Raw genomic sequence first — 20,793 nt, 5'->3', positions numbered from 1 at the left:
AATGATTAATTAGTCATTGTTGTGTGAGTCATCATGTAAGTGGATTTATAGTTGAATGGAGGCGATATTATTGTTTTTATTTATGCTTAAATAGTACATTTTGGGATAGGTGCTGAGGCGTTAATCGAATGGGTTTATGCGGAGATTTACAGTGAAAAATAGGCAAAAAAAAGCAGCCGACGAAGGCTGCTTTTAATAATTAAAGAGAGCGAGTTATTACACGGTTGCTATTACTGCTTGCTGATGGCGTGCTTTTGTCACCAGAATGAAACCGATAATAGCGATAAAGCCTGTGATGAACATCGCTACTGTGACTGTTAATAAACCAAATCCAGCAAAGGCAGAGACTAAACCACTTGCCGCAAAGCAGACCATTGTTTGCATAAAGTTCAGTAGGCCAGCAGCTGTTGCACTACAATTTCTAAAATCAGATAAGGCAGCACTAATAACCAGTGGGTAAATTGCACCATTAGCAACCGCAAGGAAGCAGAATGGAATAAGAATTGGCCAGATAGTCGTTACATTGATTGAGATTGAAATAACAAACATAATCAAAACGCTGCTAAAGAACAGTGCCAAAATCCATGGTAGAAGCTTTTTACTCTCAAAATGATTCAGCAAAGTACGACAACCGTAACCACCGACAATAAAGGCAACTGTTTGTGGTGCGTAGCTTAAGCCAATATCAGTGCCTGAATAACCCATAGCTGACATAACAAAAGGTGAGCCAGTTAAATAAGCAAAGAAAGCCGCTGAACATGCAGCAAAAATTAGCATGTTACCCCAGAATTTCTTTGAGCTTAGAATTTGGCTGTAGTCACTACGCAGTTTAACCGTTAGCTTTTCTTGCTGTTGGCTAAGGTTAGCGCTCTCAGGCTCTTTTAGCGTCATGATTGCTAGCACCGCACCAAAACCAACCAATGCAATGAAAATACTACGCCAGCCTAATTGATGCTCAAGCATAGCACCTAATAAAGGCGCCAAAGCAGGAGACAGAGCCACCAACGGCATGATTGTCGCAAATACACGCTCTGATACTTTGCCGTCATAACGGTCAACCACAACCGCTTGCCAGATAACCGTTGCACTACATGCGCCTAGTGCTTGCACAAAACGTGCAGCAAGAAACACTTCAATGTTAGGCGCAAAAGAACATGCAATAGAAGCAAGGCTAAATAGCACCATACCGCCAACAAGTACTTTAATACGTCCTACACGATCTGATAATGGACCGTAAATAACTTGTCCTAATGCCATACCAAGTAGAAAGACACTAAGCGAAAGGCCGATAAGAGATTGGGTTGTTGCAAAGTCGGCGCGGATCGTTTCAAACGAAGGTAAATACATGTCAGTAGCAAGGAAGCCAAGCATACTTAAACATGCAAACCAGAATAGGGTAATTTTAGAAGGGGTATTTTTCATTTTATAGTTTTCGTCAATATTTCAATGTGTACTAGTGTAATACTGGTTTTAATAGCTGTGAAACGCTAAAATTTAAACCATGCTTTCAAAAAATTTGATGTGATATGTTTTCTTATAATGATCTCCAAGTTATAGACGTAGTCGCCCGTCGTGGTAGCTTTTCCGGTGCTGCGGAAGAGTTGCATAAAGTGCCTAGTGCTATCAGTTATACCGTTAGATTGATAGAAGAGCGTTTAGCTGTCGAATTATTTGTTCGACTGCATCGTCAGGTCAAACTAACGCCAGCAGGAGAGTATTTTGTTGAAGAATCACGCAAAATAATCAAACAGATGCAATTAATGAAATATCAAACGCAACGTGTGGCTAATGGTTGGTCTCAAAATGTATCTGTCGCTTTAGACACAGTTGTACGCCAAAGTCGGGTTAATATGTTGGTTAAAGACTTTTATGAACATTTTCCTGATGTCGAATTACACCTCACCATGGAAGTATTTAATGGTGTATGGGATGCCTTAGCAGATGGACGGGCTGACATTGCCATTGGTGCAACTGCCGCAGTGCCTGTAGGGGGAAGCTTTGATTATCGAGATATGGGAACATTAACGTGGAAGTTTGTGATTGATCCCCTGCATCCTTTAGCGACTTGTGATCATCCATTAGATCCGCATGAGTTAGCACAATATCCTGCCGTTTGTTTAGAAGATACCTCTCGTACGTTACCGAAACGGATCACATGGCTGATGGATAACCAACGCCGAATACTTGTTCCTAATTGGTACAGTGCAATGCAGTGTTTAAAAGCGGGGTTAGGAGTGAGTGTAGTGCCAAGTCACATGGCCATTCCACTAATTGAAGCGGGAGAGCTAATTGAAAAAGAGTTAGCCATTAAACCGTCAGTGAGTCCTTGTTGTTTAGCATGGAATACTGAAACCATGAATCCCGCGGTAAGTTGGTTATTAGATTATTTAGGAGATAGCGAACAGTTACATCATCAGTGGGTACGTTGAGTAACGGTTACTTGTGATAAAGAGAAGAAGTTGAAAAATGAAAAGAGATCGCTGGATGAGGTTGTGCTACATCCAGCGGTATTAATTTAATTTTTTAGAGTGTGGTAACCTGCCCAAATACGTGTTGCGGTGGTGATCCAGCATAGTGAGCCAAAAATCCAGGCAATAGTGGCAAAGTGCTGCGGAAGTAAACAAAACAAAACAAAACAGGCAATGGTTTCAGTACCTTCCGTGAGACCACCAATGTAATACAACGATTTATGTTTATATACTGGACTTTCTATATTGCGTTTCCCCGCCATAATTGCAAACGCAAGAAAGCTTGAGCCGGTTCCGATAAAAGAAAAGATCAAGAATGCGCCAGCAACGGCATTGTATTGTGGATCGGCTAATACAAAGCCAAATGGAATCAAAGAATAAAATAAGAAATCTAACGTAATATCAAGAAATCCGCCACAATCGGTAATGCCTTGACGGCGTGCCACTGCGCCATCTAAGCCATCAAATAGTCGGTTAATAATAATGAAAAATAGCGCTAATCCATAATACTCAAAGGCTAATGCAGGGAGTGCAAACAGGCCAATCACAAAACCGCTGAGGGTGATTTGATTAGCACTAATTCCATATTTTTCAGGCAACATCGCCAGCTTTGTTAATGGCTGACGTATAAGAGTAATACTGTAACGGTCGAGCATGTGGTGTCCTGCTTGAATATTTATTGCCAAGGCCAGTGTAAAACATCGCCATTTGGGGGGATATCATCGTCGTCATGTGTGACCATCAATGCCGGAATATTGCGTTGTTGAATTTGATCAAACACAAATTGACGAAATGCTGCGCGTAGGGTTTTATCTAATTTACTAAAGGGTTCATCAAGTAATACTGCTTGGGGCTGCGACAATAATAATCGCATCATACTTATCCTTGCTCGTTGACCTCCGGAAATTTCATGGGCTTGCTGATGTTGTAAATGGAGTAAATTCAATTCGTCTAATGTGGCTAACGCTTGGTGCTTACGTTGGCTACCTTTAATATTTTGTGGTAACCCAAACGCGAGATTTTGCCAAATATTAAGGTGAGGAAACAGTAAATCATCTTGAAAAACAATACCTATATGGCGCATATTAGGTGCTAACGAGGTTATTGATTGTTTATTAAGCTGTATTTCACCTGTGACAGTGAAGTTAGGGGCGAGGTGACCTGCAATCGCACTAAGAATAGTGGATTTACCACTGCCACTAGGCCCCATTAACGTCATTATTTCACCCGCTTCAACCTCAAAAGTTAACGGGCCTATCACGACATTATTATTACGATGACGTAAGGTTAATTGTGAAACAGAAAGGGCCATAAGATTACCTGCTTATTTGAGTTTGAGCGGGTGATGATTTGCGTTGTGCTAATACCATCGCGATAGTAAAAAAGACCAAAGGTAATAATCCTTGTAATAGCCCATAAATTGCACTGATGCGTCGGTCTTGGCCGCTAGCAAGCGTTACCGCTTCAGTAGTTAAGGTGGATACGCGCCCAGCACCTAGCATTTGAGTGGGTAAATATTGTGCCAAACTGACACTACAGCCAACCGCAAAGGCTAACCATAATGCAGGTTTTAGCTGTGGAAACTTAACTCGCCACCATGTTTGCCAGCCATTTAAGCCTAAACTTCTTGCTGTTTGATCTAATCGTTGATCATAACTGCGCCATGGCCCATCTAACGTAAGATAAATATACGGGAAAACATAAAGCCAATGGCTCCAAATTACCCATTGCCAAAAATAGTGGCCAGAGACAAAAGAGACCGCTGTCTGCATACCAAATAATAGCGATAATTGTGGCGCAACCATTGGAATCGCGATCAGTACTGTAGGGATTCCACGTTGATACTTTTGGCGATATTCAAGGCAAAGAATCACCATGATTAAGGCACAACAACTGCTGATTAATGCGAGAAAAATACTGTTACCGATAAGCTGTTGCAGTGGTTCAAATTGCTGTTGCCAAAAACGGACACTATAACGGCTGGGTAGTAAGTCAGGAAAACGCCACCGTAAAGCAAATGACCATACGGCCAAAATAGGCAGCATAATTAACGGTAACAATAATAAACCATGACTAAAAAAAGCGGCAATAGGCGAGGGAATACGACGGGTTGAGTGTCGAATTGCGCCACGATATTGCCATGATGTTGCGTATGATAATCGCCACCATTCTATTAAACGTAATAGTCCAAAAGTAATGATGACAATACCAAATAATAACAATGCTCCTGCTGCTGCGCGTGGAAGTTGGGTTAAGTCACCATCAGTAAACCATTGCCAAATTAGCATTGAAAATGTGCTGGGGTGAGTGGGGCCAATAATTAATGCCACATCAACCACGGCAAGTCCATAACCGGCAACCGCGAAAATCGCCAAGCGTAATTTTGGTAGCCATAGCGGCAGTATAACCATGTACCATATTTGTTGATGGCTGTATCCCAGACTCATAGATGCTTGATAAAGACGTTTTATATCCAGCTGCTTTAAAATACTGATGCTCATTAATAATAAAAAGGGTGTTTCTTTAATGGCTAATGCAAACAGTAATCCTAGACCAAAGCTATCATGAATAAGCACAGGATAAAGAGTATCTGCGAGGCCTGTATGGTGCCAAATACGGGCAATCCAGCCTGTTGATGAGAACATCAGCCCAAAACCAAGCACAAAAGCAATATGAGGGAAAGCGAGTAACGGGGCTAGTAAGCGTTCAATTTTTTGCCACTTTGGGCTAAGCCAATAGCGGCGCAATATCAAATAACACCACCATAGCGCCAGTAATGTGCTGCCTAAACCTGATAGTAGTGTTAAAGCGATTGAGTCACCCAGATCGGGCCAAGAAAAGAGTTGTTGCCAGCCTAATAGTGATGGTTGATGCATGTTCAATGCTGGTAGCCATGCAAAAGCAGGCGCAAGCATACCAAGAAAGCCAATGATCAATGGACTTGCAAATAGCAATAATGTGACAACAAATATAATGGCTAACATAAGACTCAAATAAACAGCAAACAAGGAAAGCTAACTTGCTATCATAATGCAAGTTAGCTTAATTTATAATAAATATAACAGCGGCTTAGTTGCCGTATCTAAGTTGCCATTGATGCTCAATTGCCGCTAACCATGTAGGGTTTGGCTCGGCAATGGAAGGATATGGCGTAAAGCTTGGCTTGTTATATGCTGCTGGCAGTTGTTTAAACGCCTGCGAGGTTAAGATTGTAGGATCACCCCACACATTGATGTCAGCTTTGTGCGCTTGTGCTTCTGGGCTTAATAAGAAATTAATCGCTACTAATGCACCGGCTTTGGCATTTGCGTTCCACGGAATCGCAACAAAGTGGATGTTAGTTAATGCGCCAGCACTAAAGGCATAAGTTTTTGCCTTATCAGTTAAATTACCATTAGCAATGGCTGCGGCTGCCGCATTAGGGTTAAAGGTGATTGCTAATAATAATTGTTGATCATCAAGTAACTGTACCGTTTCAGCTGTGCCCGCAGGGAATTGCTTTCCTTGATGCCATGCTACTTTGTGGAGCTGATCAAGATAATGCCATAATGGAGCTGTTACGCGATCAAACAGCGCTTGATCTTTAGGTAACTGTAAGGGGTGATATAATGCTTTTTTGTCAGTTGTGAGTTCTAACAGTGCTGCTTTTAAAAAGCTTGTTCCATGAAATTCAGGTGGTTTAGGGTAGCTGATTTTTCCCGGATGTTGCTGAGCTAAAGCCAATAATGCCTTAAAGCTTTTGGGTGGATTTTTTAGCGTTTCAGGATCATAAATAAACACCAGTTGGCCAACACCCCATGGTGCTTCTAGTCCTTGCGTTGGTTCTGAAAAGTCTTTATCAATAGGCAGTGATTTATTGACATATTTCCAGTTTGGAAGCTGGTGCGTAAATGGCCCATACAACAGCCCATTTTGCTTCATTGAACGAAAATTTTCGCCATTGATCCATACCATATCAACACTACCACCGCTGTTTTTGCCTGCGGTTTTTTCTGCCAATAAACGTTGTGTGGTTTCCGCTATATCGGTCACTTTTACTTGTTTTAAAGTGACACCATAACGCTGTTGTAATTGGGTATTAGCCCATAACAGATAATCATTTATTTCTTGGCTGCCACCCCAAGCATTAAAATAGACGGTTTCTCCCTTAGCTTGAGCAAGGGTTTGTTGCCATGTTGGCATAATATTAACGTTTTTATGCTGTTCACTGGCGTGTGCCGTTACACTACCAATGACCAATGCAGCAGTTAACGTCAGCTTTTTTAAAGTAGAAAATGCTGTTATCACAGTTGATATCCTTATTATCGTAATGATTAATTACGCATCCAGTGGTGATATTTTTTGACCCAAGCAAGCAGTTTTTGAGGGGCATGGGCTTGTTTCCATACGCCAGCGGTGTACTTTGCACCTTCACTCATGGTTGGGTAAGGATGAATCGTGCCTAAGATCTTATTTAGCCCTAAGTTATGACGCATTGCGAGCGTAAACTCAGCTAATAAATCACCGCCATGGTGGCCAACAATAGTGGCACCCAGAATTTTATCGCTGCCTTTAGGGGTTAATATTTTAATAAAACCTTCATCATAACCATCAGCAATGGCACGATCTAAATCATCCAATCCATAACGGGTGATTTCATAGTCAATCCCTTGCGCTTGCGCTTCTTTTTCATTAATGCCCACTCTTGCTAATTCAGGTGCCGTGTAAGTGACGGCTGGAATAACTGAATAATCGACTTTGAATTTCTTAACGGCACCAAATAAACTATTGACTGCGGCATACCATGCTTGATGTGCAGCTACGTGAGTTAATTGGTAAGGGCCAGCAACATCACCGACGGCATAAATATTAGGATATTGTGTTTGTAGATATTGGTTCACAGCGACAGTGCCACGCTCTGTTGTGGTAATGCCGAGTTCTTCTAAACCAAAGCCTTGTACATTCGCAACACGGCCTAAAGCGACCATTACGGCATCAAATTCTATGCTCACTTGTTGGTTGTCATGTTCAACAACAACACGTTGGATACGTTGGCCATTGTCATCAAGAGTAGATTCAAATTGGACCGCATTATGTTGCAGTAAGATGTTTACACCATCGTGAGCAAGAGATTGCTCAACTAACTGAGCCGCATCGCGATCTTCACGGTTTAGTAGTTGGGGTGATCGTTCAACAATCGTGACTTCAGCACCTAATCGGCAGAAACTTTGGGCTAATTCACAACCAATAGGGCCACCACCAAGGATCAATAATCGCTTAGGAAGGGCTGTTAATTGCCATACAGTATCAGACGTTAAGTAATTAACCGTATCTAAGCCAGGGATCGCAGGCACTAATGGACGCGCGCCAGTTGCAATAACAATATTACGCGTTGTAATACGGGTGCCATTCACTTCAACTTCCCATGGCGATAGGATAGTTGCATCACCTGTAACACAATTTACGCCAAGCTTACTGTAACGTTCGATAGAATCATGAGGTTCAATTTTCGTAATAACTTTATGAATGCGGCCCATCACTTGAGTAAAATCGATATTATCAATGTGAGCATCGATACCAAGTGTTGATGCATTTTTGATATCAGCCGCAGTATGTGCCGCACGAATAAGTGCTTTTGATGGAACACAACCGGTATTTAAACAATCACCACCCATTTTGTGACGTTCAATAAGAGTAACATCTGCTTTTACTGCGGCAGCAATGTACGCGCTAACTAAACCGCCTGAACCTGCACCAATGACAACTAGATTCTGATCAAAGCGAGCGGGCTTTTGCCATTGTTTGTATTGTTTTTTTATTGCCATTGTTTTCATTATCCATTTTGTAAGTAATGGGAAGAGGCCGAGTAGAACTAAAGAGAATAAAACAGGTGCTGAGATAATACCGCTGAGTGAATCTATTTTTCCAAGTTGAGTACCCGCATTAATATAAACGGCAGTACCCGCTAACATACCTAATTGGCTGACCCAGAAAAAAGTACGGGTTTTAATTATGGTTAATCCCATTAAAAGATTAATAAGGAAAAAAGGGAAAACAGGAATTAAACGTAAACTCAGCAGATAAAATCCGCCTTCTTTCTTTATGCCATCATTTAATGTTGCTAAGCGATTACCAAATTTTGCTTGTACCCAATCACGTAAAATAAAACGGCTAGATAGAAAGGCCAGTGTTGCGCCTATTGTACTGGCAAAAGACACCATAATTAGGCTGGCCCAGAAACCAAATAAAGCCGCACCTAATAAGGTTAATATTGATGCGCCAGGAATAGACAGAGCAGTGACTAAAATATATAAACTAAAAAAGCCAATATAAGACGTAATTGGATTTTCAATAATATAGTCTTGGAGGGTTAATTGTTCACGTTTAGCCGCTTCAAGGGTAAGGTATTGTCCAAGGTCAAAATAAAACCAAGTGCCAATAATTGCCAATATAACGGTAAGCAATAAAATTTTATTATTTTTCATTATGGCTCCTTAGTTGTTCTTCATCTGCTGTTGATGTTGTTGGCACTGTATTTTGTTGAGTCTGAGGTTGAATCGGTAATGAGCAAAAACCTTGTGCAGGTACATCCAGTGCTGTATTAAATTTAGCGGATAAATTTTGAAAACTTATTAATGCGGTTAATTCAATAATGTCATCACTGCTATACCAAGTAGCAAGTGCTATAAGCATATCGTCACTGACATGTTGGCCTGTAATTGTCATTGCTTCGGTATAAGTTAACACTGCTTGTTCTTGTTCTGAAAAGTGATCAGAAGCTTGCCAGTTTGCAAGAGCTTTAATTTTTTCTAATGAATGGCAGCGTTCTGCGAGTTTCATGCCATTGGCATCAACACAGAAAGCACAGTTATTGAGTTGAGATACACGTACACAAACTAATGAACGCATAACGGCATCTATTGGTGATTTTTTACGATCAAGGTAACCAAAAAATACAGCCACTAGCCAGAAAAGGACAGGTTTACGTCCCCATAATTTAGCTGGATTGAGTATTTTGCCGAAATGGCGTTTTTGCAACCACAGTAACGGTTTAACCCATAATGAGAATGTTTTTTTGGTTAATATACGCAAAGTATGTCCTTATTAAATGAAAATCACATCGATTCTTAAGTAGCAAGACCGAGGGAAGTGATATTGTATTTCATTTAATGACAAAAATTTTTATTATTCAAAAAATTATTAGATATAACAAAGAACAAATAACAATAATGAATGTATGAATTGTTACATTTTATGTGGTGAATGATGCTTTAGTGTGGTATTGGATAAATATTCGTTCAAGAACGTTAAAAATACGTTTCTATGAAGGATGTATCTATGATTTTCGATATAAAGAATAAACAGGATCTTGGATAACTATTTTTTCATGGAATGTGTATTTTTAATTGTGCTGTATAATTAATGTACACAGTAAGATGTGCTCAGAGGAAGTGCAGGTTCAAGTAAGGATAGTTTGGAAAGATTATATGCAGATATCGAATAAAATAAATTAAAGAGGCACTGGAGCCTCTTTATTCTTAAGCGTCACTTAGCCAGTTGACGAATATATTTATTATAGTTTCGCGAGCAGTTCGTTACGTCTGCTTTCTGGTATTACAGACCAATGTTGGCCATGTATAGCACCTTCTAGTGCCCATAATAATTCTAAACTTAATGGTGCCTCTTGTGTTTTTTGTAATGCCTTATAGGCGTTGAGTGCACCAAGATCGTATAGTTGCTCAATCGTTTGAATCCCTGCTTTTTTGAGCATTCTTTCATTTGAGAGGCGTAAGTTAGGTAAATCTTTTATCCTAGCTGGTGCACAACATTCTTTTGCTTTTTTATCAGCAAGTGCTGCTTCAAGAGAATATTTAGCTTGCTCTATTATTTTTTCAGGTTGTTCCCACCATTCATCAATAATGGCGTAATGTTTAGTTATTACAGGAAACCCACGTTTCTTATAGATGTATGGCTCTAATCCCGCTTGTTGAAATTCCTCTTCATTTTTAGCGTTTGCTCTTAGGTGAAGTTTATTATTAACCACAAGTGCGAACATTGCTTCGCCTGCGAAAATACCAAAGCCACCAAACATAGAACGCGATTTAACGTTACCTAAATGGTCTAATAATTTTAATGAGTTTTTTAATATTGGTTTGTCCATATTTCTACTCGGTGAATAAATGAGTGTCACCTAACATTAAAGTAGTCGTAAATTGACTTATTATTAAAGTTATTTACGAGATAGTTTTCCTACTCTAAATCATCCATGTATTACTTTATAAATAATATTATCAATATAAAAGTATTATTTATAATTTGTAAGTCTTTTGCTTACTACTATATGTCTTTACAGAGTTTATTATATTCGATCTTTTAAAAAGGTAAGTTTTAATATTAATGAAAGCTGATGAATCTGTGAGATCGCTCATGTTTTTGAAATGAATAGATATTTGTAAGATTATAGCGCGGAATTTATTTACTAGAAAAAAGCCAATAGAAATATTGGCTTAATAAAAGGGTAATCGCGTTAGCGCAAATCTTTTACAGACTTACGTTCTACTATAGCGGGTGCCATTTCAAAAATTTGAGGTTCATGATCTTTATTCTTCATACGATCCATCAAAATTTTAATGGCCGTTTTACCTAAACGACGTTTTGGCTGGTGGATAGTCGTTAGCGGTGGCGCAAAGTAAGGCGCAAGATCAATGTTGTCGTAGCCAATAATTGAAATATCATTGGGAACACGTAATCCGGCTTGCTCAAAGGTACTGATTAAAGCCATTGCCATGATGTCATTAAAGCAGAAAATAGCCGTTGGACGATCGGTCATTGCAATATATTGTTCTGCCGCTTTAACCGCAGAATCACATTCAAAGTCACCTTCAAGAATCCAATCTTCATTAACGGTTAAGTTGGCTTCTGCCATGGCTTTATTAAAACCTTTTAAGCGTTCACGACAGGTAGATTTATCGTTATGGCCTGATAAGCAACCAATACGGCTATGACCATGGTCGATAAAATACTTAGTTGCAATGTAGCCACCTTGCTCAGCATTATCCTGAATTTTATCGGTATGTGGGCTTTCTGGACCCCAATCCATCACTACCATTGGTAGGTCTTTTTGACGCTCAAGTAGATCCAGTAATTTCTGATCAAGATCAGAACACATTACCAATAAGCCATCGACACGCTTTTCTGCAAGCATGCGTAAGTAATCATATTGCTTAGAAAGGTTACCTTCAGTGTTACATAAAATGAGCGTGTAACCTTCACGGTAACAATACTCTTCAACACCATGTACAACCTCAGCAAAAAAAGGGTTGGTTGACTTAGTGACTAGCATGCCAATTGTACGGGTTGTATTACATTTTAGGCTACGCGCAACAGCACTTGGTGCATAGTTAAGCTCTTCAACAGCAGCAAGTACTTTTTTCTGTGTTGCTTCTGCGACAAAGCGCGTTTTATTGATCACGTGTGAAACTGTTGTCGTTGAAACGCCAGCCATACGTGCAACATCTTTAATGGTTGCCATATTTATTCTTCTAATAATGGGTGCTAGAGATGTTTCTAGCTAATCGTGAGGTACCAAATTGAGTAATTACTGAGATGAATATAATTCAATGTTTTAGGTAAAGTCTCTCGTTAATTATTCAATTTGGCACCAATAATGTGTCTATTATATACTTAAATAGTATTAACACTAAAAGCCGCATTTATTCGCGGCTTTATAATTATTGCATGTTTTTCAAGTGTAATCGCTTGCGTTCACATTTTACTGAGTGTTACGCGTAGTGCAACGTTTCAATTGTCTGGGAGTAAATTATTTGATAACTATCAACAAAAAATCGTAAATTTCAGTAATATTATGGCTAAATTACTGAAATTCACAAGATACGATCAAAAAAATAGCGCGCTTTGATATTATGTTAGTAGGTAAGGATAACCATGAATAGGGTGGGGATGTACGGAAATGTTCCAACCGTAGACATTGTTAATTATTTCAGGCTGTAATGCTTGCCATGGTGATCCATCGGCTTGAATTTTACCGTGTTGAATAATGACCATACGTTGAGCATATTGCGCAGCTAAGTTGAGATCATGTAATACGATGATAACAGCGGCACCTTTTGCTGCCATGGTTTGTGCCATTTGTAGCGTTTTATGCTGGTGGGCGAGATCTAACGCTGATGTTGGCTCATCTAACATTAGAATACATTTATCATGAGCTTGACTGAGTTGTGTTAGCACGCGTGCGAAATGGATTCGTTGTTTTTCACCCCCTGATAACGTGGGATATAAGCGTGGTGCAAGATGAAGAACATCAGTATTACGCATGGTTGTGAGGGTGATATCGTCAATTTCTTGGCGTGACAAACATAGCGGCATAGTGCCAAGTTCAACCACTTCTTTACAGGTAAAGGCAAAAGACAGCGAACTGTGTTGCGGTAAAATACCTAAATGGCACGCCAGTTCAGATCGTTGCCAATCTTCAATATTGCGATTAAAAAATGTAACCTGACCACTTTCAGGTATCATTTCACCGCAGAGTATTTTAAGTAATGTGCTTTTACCTGCGCCATTAGGCCCAAGTAGCGCCGTGATTTCACCTGCCTTTATATCAATATTAAAGTTATCTAATAATACTTTTCCTGCTAATGTTAATTGTAAATCACGTGCCGAAATGACAGTGGGGCGTGCAGAGGTTGCCGTCATGCGATTCTGCCTTTTTGTTTATTCAATAGATAAATGAAGAATGGAGCGCCTAAAATGGCGGTAATAATACCAACGGGGAGTTCTTGTGGTGCAAAAGCACTACGCGCGATCATATCTGCGACAAGTAAAATTAAAGCACCTAGAATAGCTGAGATTGGTAATAACGTTTTATGATTAGGGCCTGAAATCATGCGCCCTAAATGGGGGATTACTAAACCGATAAAGCCAATAGGACCTGTAATAGCAACGGTAATACCCACACCAGCGGCACATACAATAATTAAACTACGCTTTAGATGCTGAACATCCACTCCCATATGGCGGGCTTCAGCTTCTCCCAATAAAAAGGCGTTCAGTGCATTAGCTTGGCGATAACAATAATAATAGATAACAATGAGGCTCACAAAGGCAAGACCAATATTTGGCCATGTCGCCCCTGTAAGTGATCCCATTGACCATAATGAAAAATCACGTAGCGCTTGATCATCGGCAATATAGTTAAGTAACCCCAACCCTGCACCAGAAATAGCACCAATTGCGACACCTGCTAATAGCATTACCACGACAGATGTGCCGTTTTTATCAGTACCGAGGTGATACACCAAATATGTGCTCAGCGCACCACCCAAAAAAGCGAAAAAGGGCACAGCACCAATATTCATTAATAAAGGATATTGCGCCATTAATGGGGCAAATAAAATGATCGCAAACGCAGCGCCTAGGCCTGCTCCACCTGAAATACCAATAATGCCCGGATCGGCAAGAGGGTTACGAAACAACCCTTGTAGCACCGCTCCACAGATGGCAAGTATGGCACCAATCGCAATACACAATAATGTTCTTGGTAAGCGTATTTGATGGATCACCAAATCAACATGGGCGGCAAGTTGATGCTTACCTGGTAATAAAGATAAAAAACTGTCTTTATAACTGATATCCATCGGTCCAATAGCGATAGAGCTTAATAGTGCAAAGAGCAATGCACCGAGACTAATCGAATAAATGACATGGGGTGAAATACGATTAACGTTCATGGTGACATTTATCTCAGATTACGATTGTGGGTAAAAAACATGATTAAGACGCATGGCTTCATTAATACTATGAATGCCTAAGCCACCAATTAATGCCGTACCATCAATCACGGCAATGGCATTATTTTTTGCCGCAGGAGTGGCTTCTAATACCGGCATTTTTTTGATGAGTTGTGCCATATTTTTAATTGAAGTTGTGGTGCGACTGCTAAGTAAAATAATGTCGGGTTGCATTTGCAAAATAGCTTCGGTTGAAACTGGCTTATAGTTTGCAACAACGGCTGCCGCTGGGTTTATCGCCCCCGCTAAAGTAATAATACTGTCTGCTGTGGTATTTTTGCCGGCAACGCTAATTGGTCGCCCATCATGAATCATTAAGAACAATACTTTTTTTGGTTGAGTCTGATGAGTATTGTTTTTTCCGATGTTTTTTACTGTCGCTGCGATAGTTTGCTTAAGTTGCTGCGCTTGTTGTGAATGTTGAGTTAAGGCCGCAACTTGATCGATTCGATGCAGTAAATCAGACACCGTTTCGCCACCGTTAACAATATCCACCTCAATCCCCGATTGTTTTAAAAGGGTTAATGTTTTGGGTGGCCCCATTTCATCAGAGCCAATAATACGAGTGGGGGCTAAAGCAATCAGGCTTTCTGCTGACAGTTGACGGTGATAGCCGACTTTAGGCATATCATCCGCTACAAGGGTTTTACTGGTAACATCGACAGCTATTAATTGCTTTTCAGCCCCTAAAGCGTTAATGATTTCTGTAATAGCCGCACCTGCACTAATAACTCTTGCAGAACTTGCTTGTGCATGGGCGAGAGGACTAAATATGCTTGAAGCTGTGATAAATAGTGTTGCTGATAACAGTATTTTTTGAGAAACGTGACGCCAAGGTGAGGCGATAAAAGAACGGTAGCTGTCCATTATTGTTGATCTTCCATTAATAGTTGTGTGGCTTTAATGTCATTTTTTTGTAGAAAAGCTAATAACTTGAGCATTTGTTCTACGGATGCTTTTTTATCAGCACCAATAACGACAGGTTTATCTGAATGTGCTTTTACAGCGGTTAATAATTGCTGTGAAAAGTTGTCCCAGTTGTCGACCGATTGACCGTCTAATGCCCAATAAGGTTCAGTCGCAACCAGATTTATCGTGATCGGATCGGCCTTGGTTGTTTGTAATATTTGGGTCGAGGTCTGCGGTAATTCCACATCTAATGATTTAATTTTTACTGTTGCGGTAAGTAATAAAAACACCATCACAATAAAGATAATATCCAATAAAGGCGTTAAATCAGGATTGAGTTCGTCTGCATTTTGCTGACTATTATTGATACTAATCATGCTGATTTGCCAGTGTAAGCCGGGTTTTCTTTACAAGTATCACACGGTTTTACTGGGCTATTACCGACATCAATGTTCATGCCTTCTAACCATAAATTACAACGGTTTAAGCTGTGCTCCAGTTTCGCCATAATGCTATCGGCCCATATACCTAATAGCTGTGAACCTGTAATAGCGGGCAGGGCAATAATTAAGCCAGCCGCTGTTGTACGCATTGCTAAACCTAAACCATCAGCAAGATCACTTGGCGTAACCGAGCCTGTTGATAGTGCAATGCCTTTAAACATTTCAATTAAGCCCAACACCGTACCAAGTAAACCTAATAACGGACTAATCACACCAATTAAACTCAGTAGCCGTAGCCCTGAACGTAATTGCTGGCGCTGTTGAAGTAACCAAATACCCGCAGCATCTTCACGTAATGGTTTCGTGAAATGACGATGAGAAATAAGCATTGCGATGCCTTTACACAGTAATGGTCGTTGATGCTTAAGTTGGTCTGCTAACTGATCTAGCGCACGATCATCATGTCGATTCTGTTTATCTAAAAGGGCGGTGATTTTGGTTTTTCCAACGCCCGTGCAGAGTAGTACTTGTATAAAACGCTCGACGAGAATCATGATCGTTAGTGCTGAGCATGTAAGCAGCGGCCATGTCATAAGGCCAAATTGTTGGGTGAGGTTGTCGATAACAGTCATGGTTTAGTCCAGTTTAAAACGTATAGGGATCTGTACTCGGTGGGTAATCGCCTTACCGTTCACAATATGAGAAGAAAAATGCCATTTCTTAATCGCCGTAATTGCTGCGTTATCTAAGATATGAGCACCGGATGATTTGATCAGTTTTTGTTTGAGTTGTTGTCCTTTTATACCAATCCAGACTTCAATCAGTACTTGACCCTCAATGCCGCGACGTTTGGCTAATTTGGGGTAATTGACAGCGCCTGGTCGTGTCACAAAGGTCGGCTTTGATACCAATTGTAATGCTTGTGTTCCTGCATTATCGACAGCGATGGCTGCTGTTTTATTCGATTGATTTGAAAGTGATTTTGTTGATTTTAGCGCTGTTTTTGTATCCGTCGTCGTTGTTACAGCTGATGATGTCTGCTTTAAAGGTTTTTTATGCGTAAGCTGCTTCTTTTTTACTGAGGTGACGTTTTTTATTGGGGTAACGCTGTTTTTAATCGGCGGTGCAGTTTTCTTTTTCGGCGGTGCAGTTTTTTTAAGTGTAGGGGCTTTTTTCGAGACGGTTTTATTTGCTGTTGTGGTCTTTGCTAAGCGCTTCATAGTCGATATAACAGGGGGCTTTACTGGGGCTGGCTTTATTGGTACTGATTCTGTCGGGGTGGATACTGGCGTTACCGTTGGTGGTGGCGTTTTCGCCACAGCAGGTGGAACTGCAACGAAGGTTAAACTAACGTGTGGAGTATCGCTTCCCATCGTCAGTGTGATTGGATCTTTGGTTGGCATAGCAGCAAGAAACATACTATGAACCAATAATGATATCGCCCCAGCGGCAACGTAACGTTTTGTATTCACTATTATTACCTAAAAATAACACTAAAAAGAATGTTGTCGATAGTGATTGAATATTGATGCAAAATACCACCCCTTGTGTGTACAGTCCGTTTTATCAGCATTTTCATGTGGTTACTTACATAACCATTAATATAGCCTCTTTATTTTTAGCCATTATCCACGAAATGCGAATAATATCAATTATCATTTGCAATATTATTCAATGCAAAATATCATGGCCGCAAATGAGATAAAGAATCATTGATGGGAATGGCAATGCACCGTTTCTGCATTGAAATCTTGAAATAAGCAGCTTGAAAAGTGATAGCAACCGATCAAGCGCCAATTGTGATTGATTTACTCTATGGACTTCCATACCAGAATCTTGATGTGTGGCAACAAGATTTAAATGATTTTCTTGATTCTGGTGCCCATGGTGTTGATTTATATCAGCTGATTGAAATGGGCAATACGCCAATGGGGAAAATGGTTGAACAAGGCCGTTTACCAGAGCCAGCTGATACTATGACTAAAGCTTCAATGTTTGAAATGGGGTAGATTATATGGCTAAACATCATCTACGCCGTTTAAGTGTTAATCATTGGGCGCGCGATAACCGTGAACGAAGTTGCTATAACAGTCTTGCTAAAACCACCGCAGAAGTCTTACCGCTAGGGGCGGATGCAGGGGGCAATGTTGGCGGTTATGGTTATGTGCAACATCGCAAACTTGAACGTTATATGGATGATGTTAATAACCAACGAATTCCACTCGCGATGATGGTTAAATCATCACCTCATGCTGCGGTTAATACGGCAATTAAAGCGGGCTTTGATCGTGGAGTGATTGTTGCAAAACAACTTGATAAGCAAGCCGGTTGGCCATTGTTTAGTTTTTGCATGCCATTATTTCAACTGTGGCAACAACATGGTTTTGTCGAAATAGAACAACTTGGGCATCACCGCTATTTAAATCTGACGTTAGCGGGACAATTTTGGGCGGTGACGCTGGCGCAAGCCTTGATTCAAGTAATAACGACTGCAACGATAAAAGCACAATCTTAACCGTGTGAAAATTAAATTTATTAGCTAATTGTAATTAAAAGGATGATAACTGTGTTTACTCGCTATTCTCATGATGAATTAAAAACGAAAGTTGCTCAAATATTACAACAGGATGAAAAACTTCATGCAGGTGCAATTGCTGAACAACTACAGGTTACAGAAGGTGAAGTGGTGTTATCGCTGCCATCTGAGTTAGTTTTTCCATTGGCTGGCAATGTGGCACAAACCATCGTAGAGGTATTACCGAGTTGGGGGCCAGTTACGGCCATCGTGCATTCAATGGGATCTATCTTTGAAGTAAAAGCACCGTTTCCCAAAGGAAAATTAGCCCGCGGTTACTATAATTTAATGGGTAAAGAGGGTGAATTACATGGTCATCTACGATTAGATTTAGTTGAGCATATTGCATTAGTTAGTAAGCCATTTATGGGTCAGGAAAGCTATTTTATAGGTTTCTTTGCCGAACACGGTGAATGTATCTTTAAAGTCTATTTGGGGCGAGATAAACAGCGCAACTTATTTTCAGATCAAATTGAAAAATTTCAACAGCTCAAACTACTAACAAATTAAATGTTTGGTTTATGAGAAGCAGTCATTAGTTAAAAAGAACCATTATTTTAAAAACATGAGTTAAAAATATAATAACAATATAAAAATAGAATGTTAGTCAGTCTGCATTAAAAAGGAAGAAGGGAAATAAAATGGGTGAAGTAAAACAACAACGACTGCAAAACCGTTTAGGACCAGAGATTAAAGAATTTCGTGAAGCGTGTTTAACACTGCAACTGGCGACGGTTGATATTAATGGCAAACCTAATGTTAGTTATGCACCTTTTGCGTTACTTGATGATGGGTATTACGTGTTAATTAGTCAGATTGCCAAGCATGCGCGTAATTTACTGGAAAATCCTCAAGTCTCTCTCATGATGATTGAAGATGAAACTACGGCCAAAACGTTGTATGCCCGTAAACGATTAACCTTTGAAGCTGATGTGAGTGTGGTTGAGCGTAATAGTGATCGTTGGACATCGGCAGTGGTAGCGTTACGGGATCGCTTTGGTGAGATAATTGATGGTTTAAGTGGCTTAGAAGATTTTGTCTTATTCCGCTTAGCACCAACGCAAGGGCTATTTGTAAAAGGGTTTGGTAAAGCGTTTCAAGTTAGTGGTGATGATTTAGTGGATTTTGTTCATTTAGAACAAGGTCACCGTCGTATTAAAGATGGCTCTGAAATTGAAACGCCAACGGATAAATTATAAATAGCATTTGTTCGCAGTCGTAAAATAAACCTACTCCATGCCTGTCGATTTATCGCAGGCATGTGTTCGTTTAGGGCGTTATAGCAGATCCTAGCGACAGTAATGATCGAGAAGTTGATCCCGGTCATCGTAATTTAGAGCGAAACTTGAACTCAAGTAAATATCAGTGATAATTAACTTATACATTGCTTATTTATTCGGACCATATGATGACGGAAGAACATAAAAAGGGTATTTGGTTTGCATATATTGCCAGCTTTCTAACCCCGTTTACTTTATTATTATCAGGGATTATCGCCATTATTTATGCTGGCTATAAACTTGATAAAGGCGCTGATGAGGTTGCTTATAGCCATTACTACACCATTATTCGTAGTTTCTTTTTGTTTCTTACTTTTTTTGTGGTGTTGGGTGTGTCGGCAGCAACAACAACGGGCATGATTGCTGGTGCTGAATACTGGATTCATAGCGAAATTCTAGATAAAGTGTTGAACATCTTACCGTTCGTCGGTGGGGCTATAGCTTTTGTCGCGGTAGTGGTGTGGCTTGCAAAAATTATTAATGGCATGAAATTGTTAAGTCAAAATCAAGCGGTTAAGCTGTAATTATATATTCTATTCATTAGAGATAAAACAGTAGATATAAAAAAGGATAATCGTTTGATTATCCTTTTTTTGAATAAAAGACTATTCAGTTATATTACGCAATTATTTTTTAAATTGCATAACAAGTTGATTTAATTTTTTTAGTAGATCAGTCGTTTTTGGATCTTGTTTTTTCATGGCCTTAATCACGTCATCTTGTACTTTTTTGTCTTGCTTACTGATTGCAGGATCATTCAAGATTGAACGTTGTTGCTTCTCAAGCGTAGTACGGATAGTTGTAAATTCTTTAATCAACTCAGTACGCTTATCATTTGAAACATCTTTCTTTGTTGCTTCAACTTGGATTTCTTGAGCACGCTTGATTAGTTTTTCTGGTTTGTAACCCTTGGCTTTAACTTTATTGTTAAATGCTGTTTCGTAAGCTTTCATCTCTTCGATTAATTGAGGATTTGCTTTTAATGTTTTCACACGAATAGCGGCAAGCTCTTGCTGGATTTTACCAATTTCAGCAACAACCTTTTGTTGTTCAGCTGTGGTTTTTTGAGATGCCACCATAGAGGCATTTGGAGCATCTTTAGCCATCGCTACTGTTGGTGCAGCTGCAAATGCACAAGCTAACGCAACGGGTGCAGCTAATTTTAGAAGCTTGGTTTTTAAGTTAGATGTTTTTGTTTGCATTATGGTTTCTCTTTTTGTTCGATGAATAACATTCTTATTCAAGATATCATGAGAGAGCGTTATAGCAAGTCTCAGCGTAATTACTCTTGAAGTTCTTATGACATAACATACGCGTACAGATTTAGGGTTA

Annotated in this window: 20 protein-coding genes and 1 pseudogene; 5 read left to right on the top strand and 16 right to left on the bottom strand. The window is 39.8% G+C overall.

Translation table 11 applies throughout. The features are described 5' to 3' along the window. Positions 1-216: 216 nt before the first annotated feature. A complete protein-coding gene (punC, locus tag Q0V26_RS04775; protein ID WP_297478572.1) occupies positions 217-1,422 on the bottom strand; it encodes a purine nucleoside transporter PunC in 1,206 nt (401 codons plus the stop codon). Positions 1,423-1,526: 104 nt separating this feature from the next. Here punC and punR point away from each other — a divergent pair, with 104 nt between their 5' ends. Next, a complete protein-coding gene (gene punR, locus Q0V26_RS04770; RefSeq protein WP_297478568.1) occupies positions 1,527-2,429 on the top strand; it encodes a DNA-binding transcriptional activator PunR in 903 nt (300 codons plus the stop codon). Positions 2,430-2,515: 86 nt separating this feature from the next. Here punR and Q0V26_RS04765 read toward each other — a convergent pair whose 3' ends face one another. The 14 genes from Q0V26_RS04765 to Q0V26_RS04700 form a co-directional block, all read right to left on the bottom strand. Further along, positions 2,516-3,124 carry a CDP-alcohol phosphatidyltransferase family protein gene (locus Q0V26_RS04765; protein WP_297478565.1) on the bottom strand — a complete coding sequence of 203 codons (609 nt, stop codon included), beginning with the start codon at positions 3,122-3,124 and terminating at the stop codon, positions 2,516-2,518. Positions 3,125-3,144: 20 nt separating this feature from the next. Further along, on the bottom strand, positions 3,145-3,780 hold the full coding sequence (locus tag Q0V26_RS04760) for an ATP-binding cassette domain-containing protein (protein ID WP_297478563.1): 636 nt from the start codon (positions 3,778-3,780) through the stop codon (positions 3,145-3,147). A gap of 4 nt (positions 3,781-3,784) precedes the next feature. Beyond that, positions 3,785-5,452, bottom strand: a complete 1,668-nt coding sequence (locus tag Q0V26_RS04755; RefSeq protein ID WP_297478560.1) for an ABC transporter permease subunit — start codon at positions 5,450-5,452, stop codon at positions 3,785-3,787. An 85-nt stretch (positions 5,453-5,537) separates the two neighbouring features. Continuing rightward, positions 5,538-6,701 carry an ABC transporter substrate-binding protein gene (locus Q0V26_RS04750; RefSeq protein WP_363316460.1) on the bottom strand — a complete coding sequence of 388 codons (1,164 nt, stop codon included), beginning with the start codon at positions 6,699-6,701 and terminating at the stop codon, positions 5,538-5,540. Positions 6,702-6,781: 80 nt separating this feature from the next. Next, positions 6,782-8,932, bottom strand: a complete 2,151-nt coding sequence (locus Q0V26_RS04745; RefSeq protein ID WP_297478554.1) for an FAD-dependent oxidoreductase — start codon at positions 8,930-8,932, stop codon at positions 6,782-6,784. Further along, positions 8,922-9,539, bottom strand: a complete 618-nt coding sequence (locus tag Q0V26_RS04740) for a carboxymuconolactone decarboxylase family protein (protein WP_297478552.1) — start codon at positions 9,537-9,539, stop codon at positions 8,922-8,924. The genes Q0V26_RS04745 and Q0V26_RS04740 overlap by 11 nt, the downstream gene beginning before the upstream one ends. A 481-nt stretch (positions 9,540-10,020) precedes the next feature. Continuing rightward, the gene (locus Q0V26_RS04735) at positions 10,021-10,608 is read right to left on the bottom strand and encodes a TfoX/Sxy family DNA transformation protein (protein ID WP_297478549.1); all 588 of its coding nucleotides are present in this window, start codon (positions 10,606-10,608) and stop codon (positions 10,021-10,023) included. A gap of 366 nt (positions 10,609-10,974) precedes the next feature. Beyond that, on the bottom strand, positions 10,975-11,979 hold the full coding sequence (gene purR / locus Q0V26_RS04730) for an HTH-type transcriptional repressor PurR (RefSeq protein WP_297478547.1): 1,005 nt from the start codon (positions 11,977-11,979) through the stop codon (positions 10,975-10,977). 389 nt (positions 11,980-12,368) lie between these two features. After that, a complete protein-coding gene (locus tag Q0V26_RS04725) occupies positions 12,369-13,160 on the bottom strand; it encodes a heme ABC transporter ATP-binding protein (RefSeq protein WP_297478545.1) in 792 nt (263 codons plus the stop codon). Beyond that, positions 13,157-14,194, bottom strand: a complete 1,038-nt coding sequence (locus Q0V26_RS04720; RefSeq protein WP_297478542.1) for an iron ABC transporter permease — start codon at positions 14,192-14,194, stop codon at positions 13,157-13,159. The genes Q0V26_RS04725 and Q0V26_RS04720 overlap by 4 nt, the downstream gene beginning before the upstream one ends. Positions 14,195-14,212: 18 nt before the next feature. After that, complete coding sequence (locus Q0V26_RS04715; RefSeq protein WP_297478540.1) at positions 14,213-15,121, bottom strand: ABC transporter substrate-binding protein; 909 nt, start codon at positions 15,119-15,121, stop codon at positions 14,213-14,215. After that, positions 15,121-15,540 carry a biopolymer transporter ExbD gene (locus Q0V26_RS04710; protein WP_297478537.1) on the bottom strand — a complete coding sequence of 140 codons (420 nt, stop codon included), beginning with the start codon at positions 15,538-15,540 and terminating at the stop codon, positions 15,121-15,123. The genes Q0V26_RS04715 and Q0V26_RS04710 overlap by 1 nt, the downstream gene beginning before the upstream one ends. Next, on the bottom strand, positions 15,537-16,238 hold the full coding sequence (locus Q0V26_RS04705; RefSeq protein WP_297478535.1) for a MotA/TolQ/ExbB proton channel family protein: 702 nt from the start codon (positions 16,236-16,238) through the stop codon (positions 15,537-15,539). The genes Q0V26_RS04710 and Q0V26_RS04705 overlap by 4 nt, the downstream gene beginning before the upstream one ends. A 3-nt stretch (positions 16,239-16,241) precedes the next feature. Further along, positions 16,242-17,078, bottom strand: coding sequence for an energy transducer TonB (locus tag Q0V26_RS04700; RefSeq protein ID WP_297478532.1), 837 nt, complete (start codon positions 17,076-17,078; stop codon positions 16,242-16,244). Between the two features lie 306 nt (positions 17,079-17,384). Here Q0V26_RS04700 and Q0V26_RS04695 point away from each other — a divergent pair. From Q0V26_RS04695 to Q0V26_RS04680, 4 genes and pseudogenes are all read left to right on the top strand, one after another. Next, positions 17,385-18,121 (top strand): annotated as a pseudogene (locus tag Q0V26_RS04695) (heme anaerobic degradation radical SAM methyltransferase ChuW/HutW); the annotation flags it as partial. 51 nt (positions 18,122-18,172) lie between these two features. Continuing rightward, positions 18,173-18,691 carry a heme utilization cystosolic carrier protein HutX gene (gene hutX, locus Q0V26_RS04690; protein ID WP_297478531.1) on the top strand — a complete coding sequence of 173 codons (519 nt, stop codon included), beginning with the start codon at positions 18,173-18,175 and terminating at the stop codon, positions 18,689-18,691. A gap of 131 nt (positions 18,692-18,822) precedes the next feature. Next, positions 18,823-19,380, top strand: a complete 558-nt coding sequence (gene hutZ / locus Q0V26_RS04685; protein ID WP_297478528.1) for a heme utilization protein HutZ — start codon at positions 18,823-18,825, stop codon at positions 19,378-19,380. 209 nt (positions 19,381-19,589) lie between these two features. After that, positions 19,590-19,985: a hypothetical protein gene (locus Q0V26_RS04680; protein ID WP_297478525.1), complete on the top strand. Its 396-nt coding sequence runs from the start codon at positions 19,590-19,592 to the stop codon at positions 19,983-19,985. Positions 19,986-20,087: 102 nt separating this feature from the next. Here the strand turns inward: Q0V26_RS04680 and Q0V26_RS04675 are convergent, their stop codons facing one another. After that, a complete protein-coding gene (locus tag Q0V26_RS04675; RefSeq protein ID WP_297478523.1) occupies positions 20,088-20,663 on the bottom strand; it encodes a hypothetical protein in 576 nt (191 codons plus the stop codon). Positions 20,664-20,793 lie beyond the last annotated feature (130 nt).

This window comes from uncultured Photobacterium sp., from assembly GCF_947039875.1.
Taxonomy (GTDB): domain Bacteria; phylum Pseudomonadota; class Gammaproteobacteria; order Enterobacterales; family Vibrionaceae; genus Photobacterium.
The sequence above is the reverse complement of the archived record's forward strand: the minus strand, read 5'-3'. Positions and strand labels throughout refer to the sequence as shown.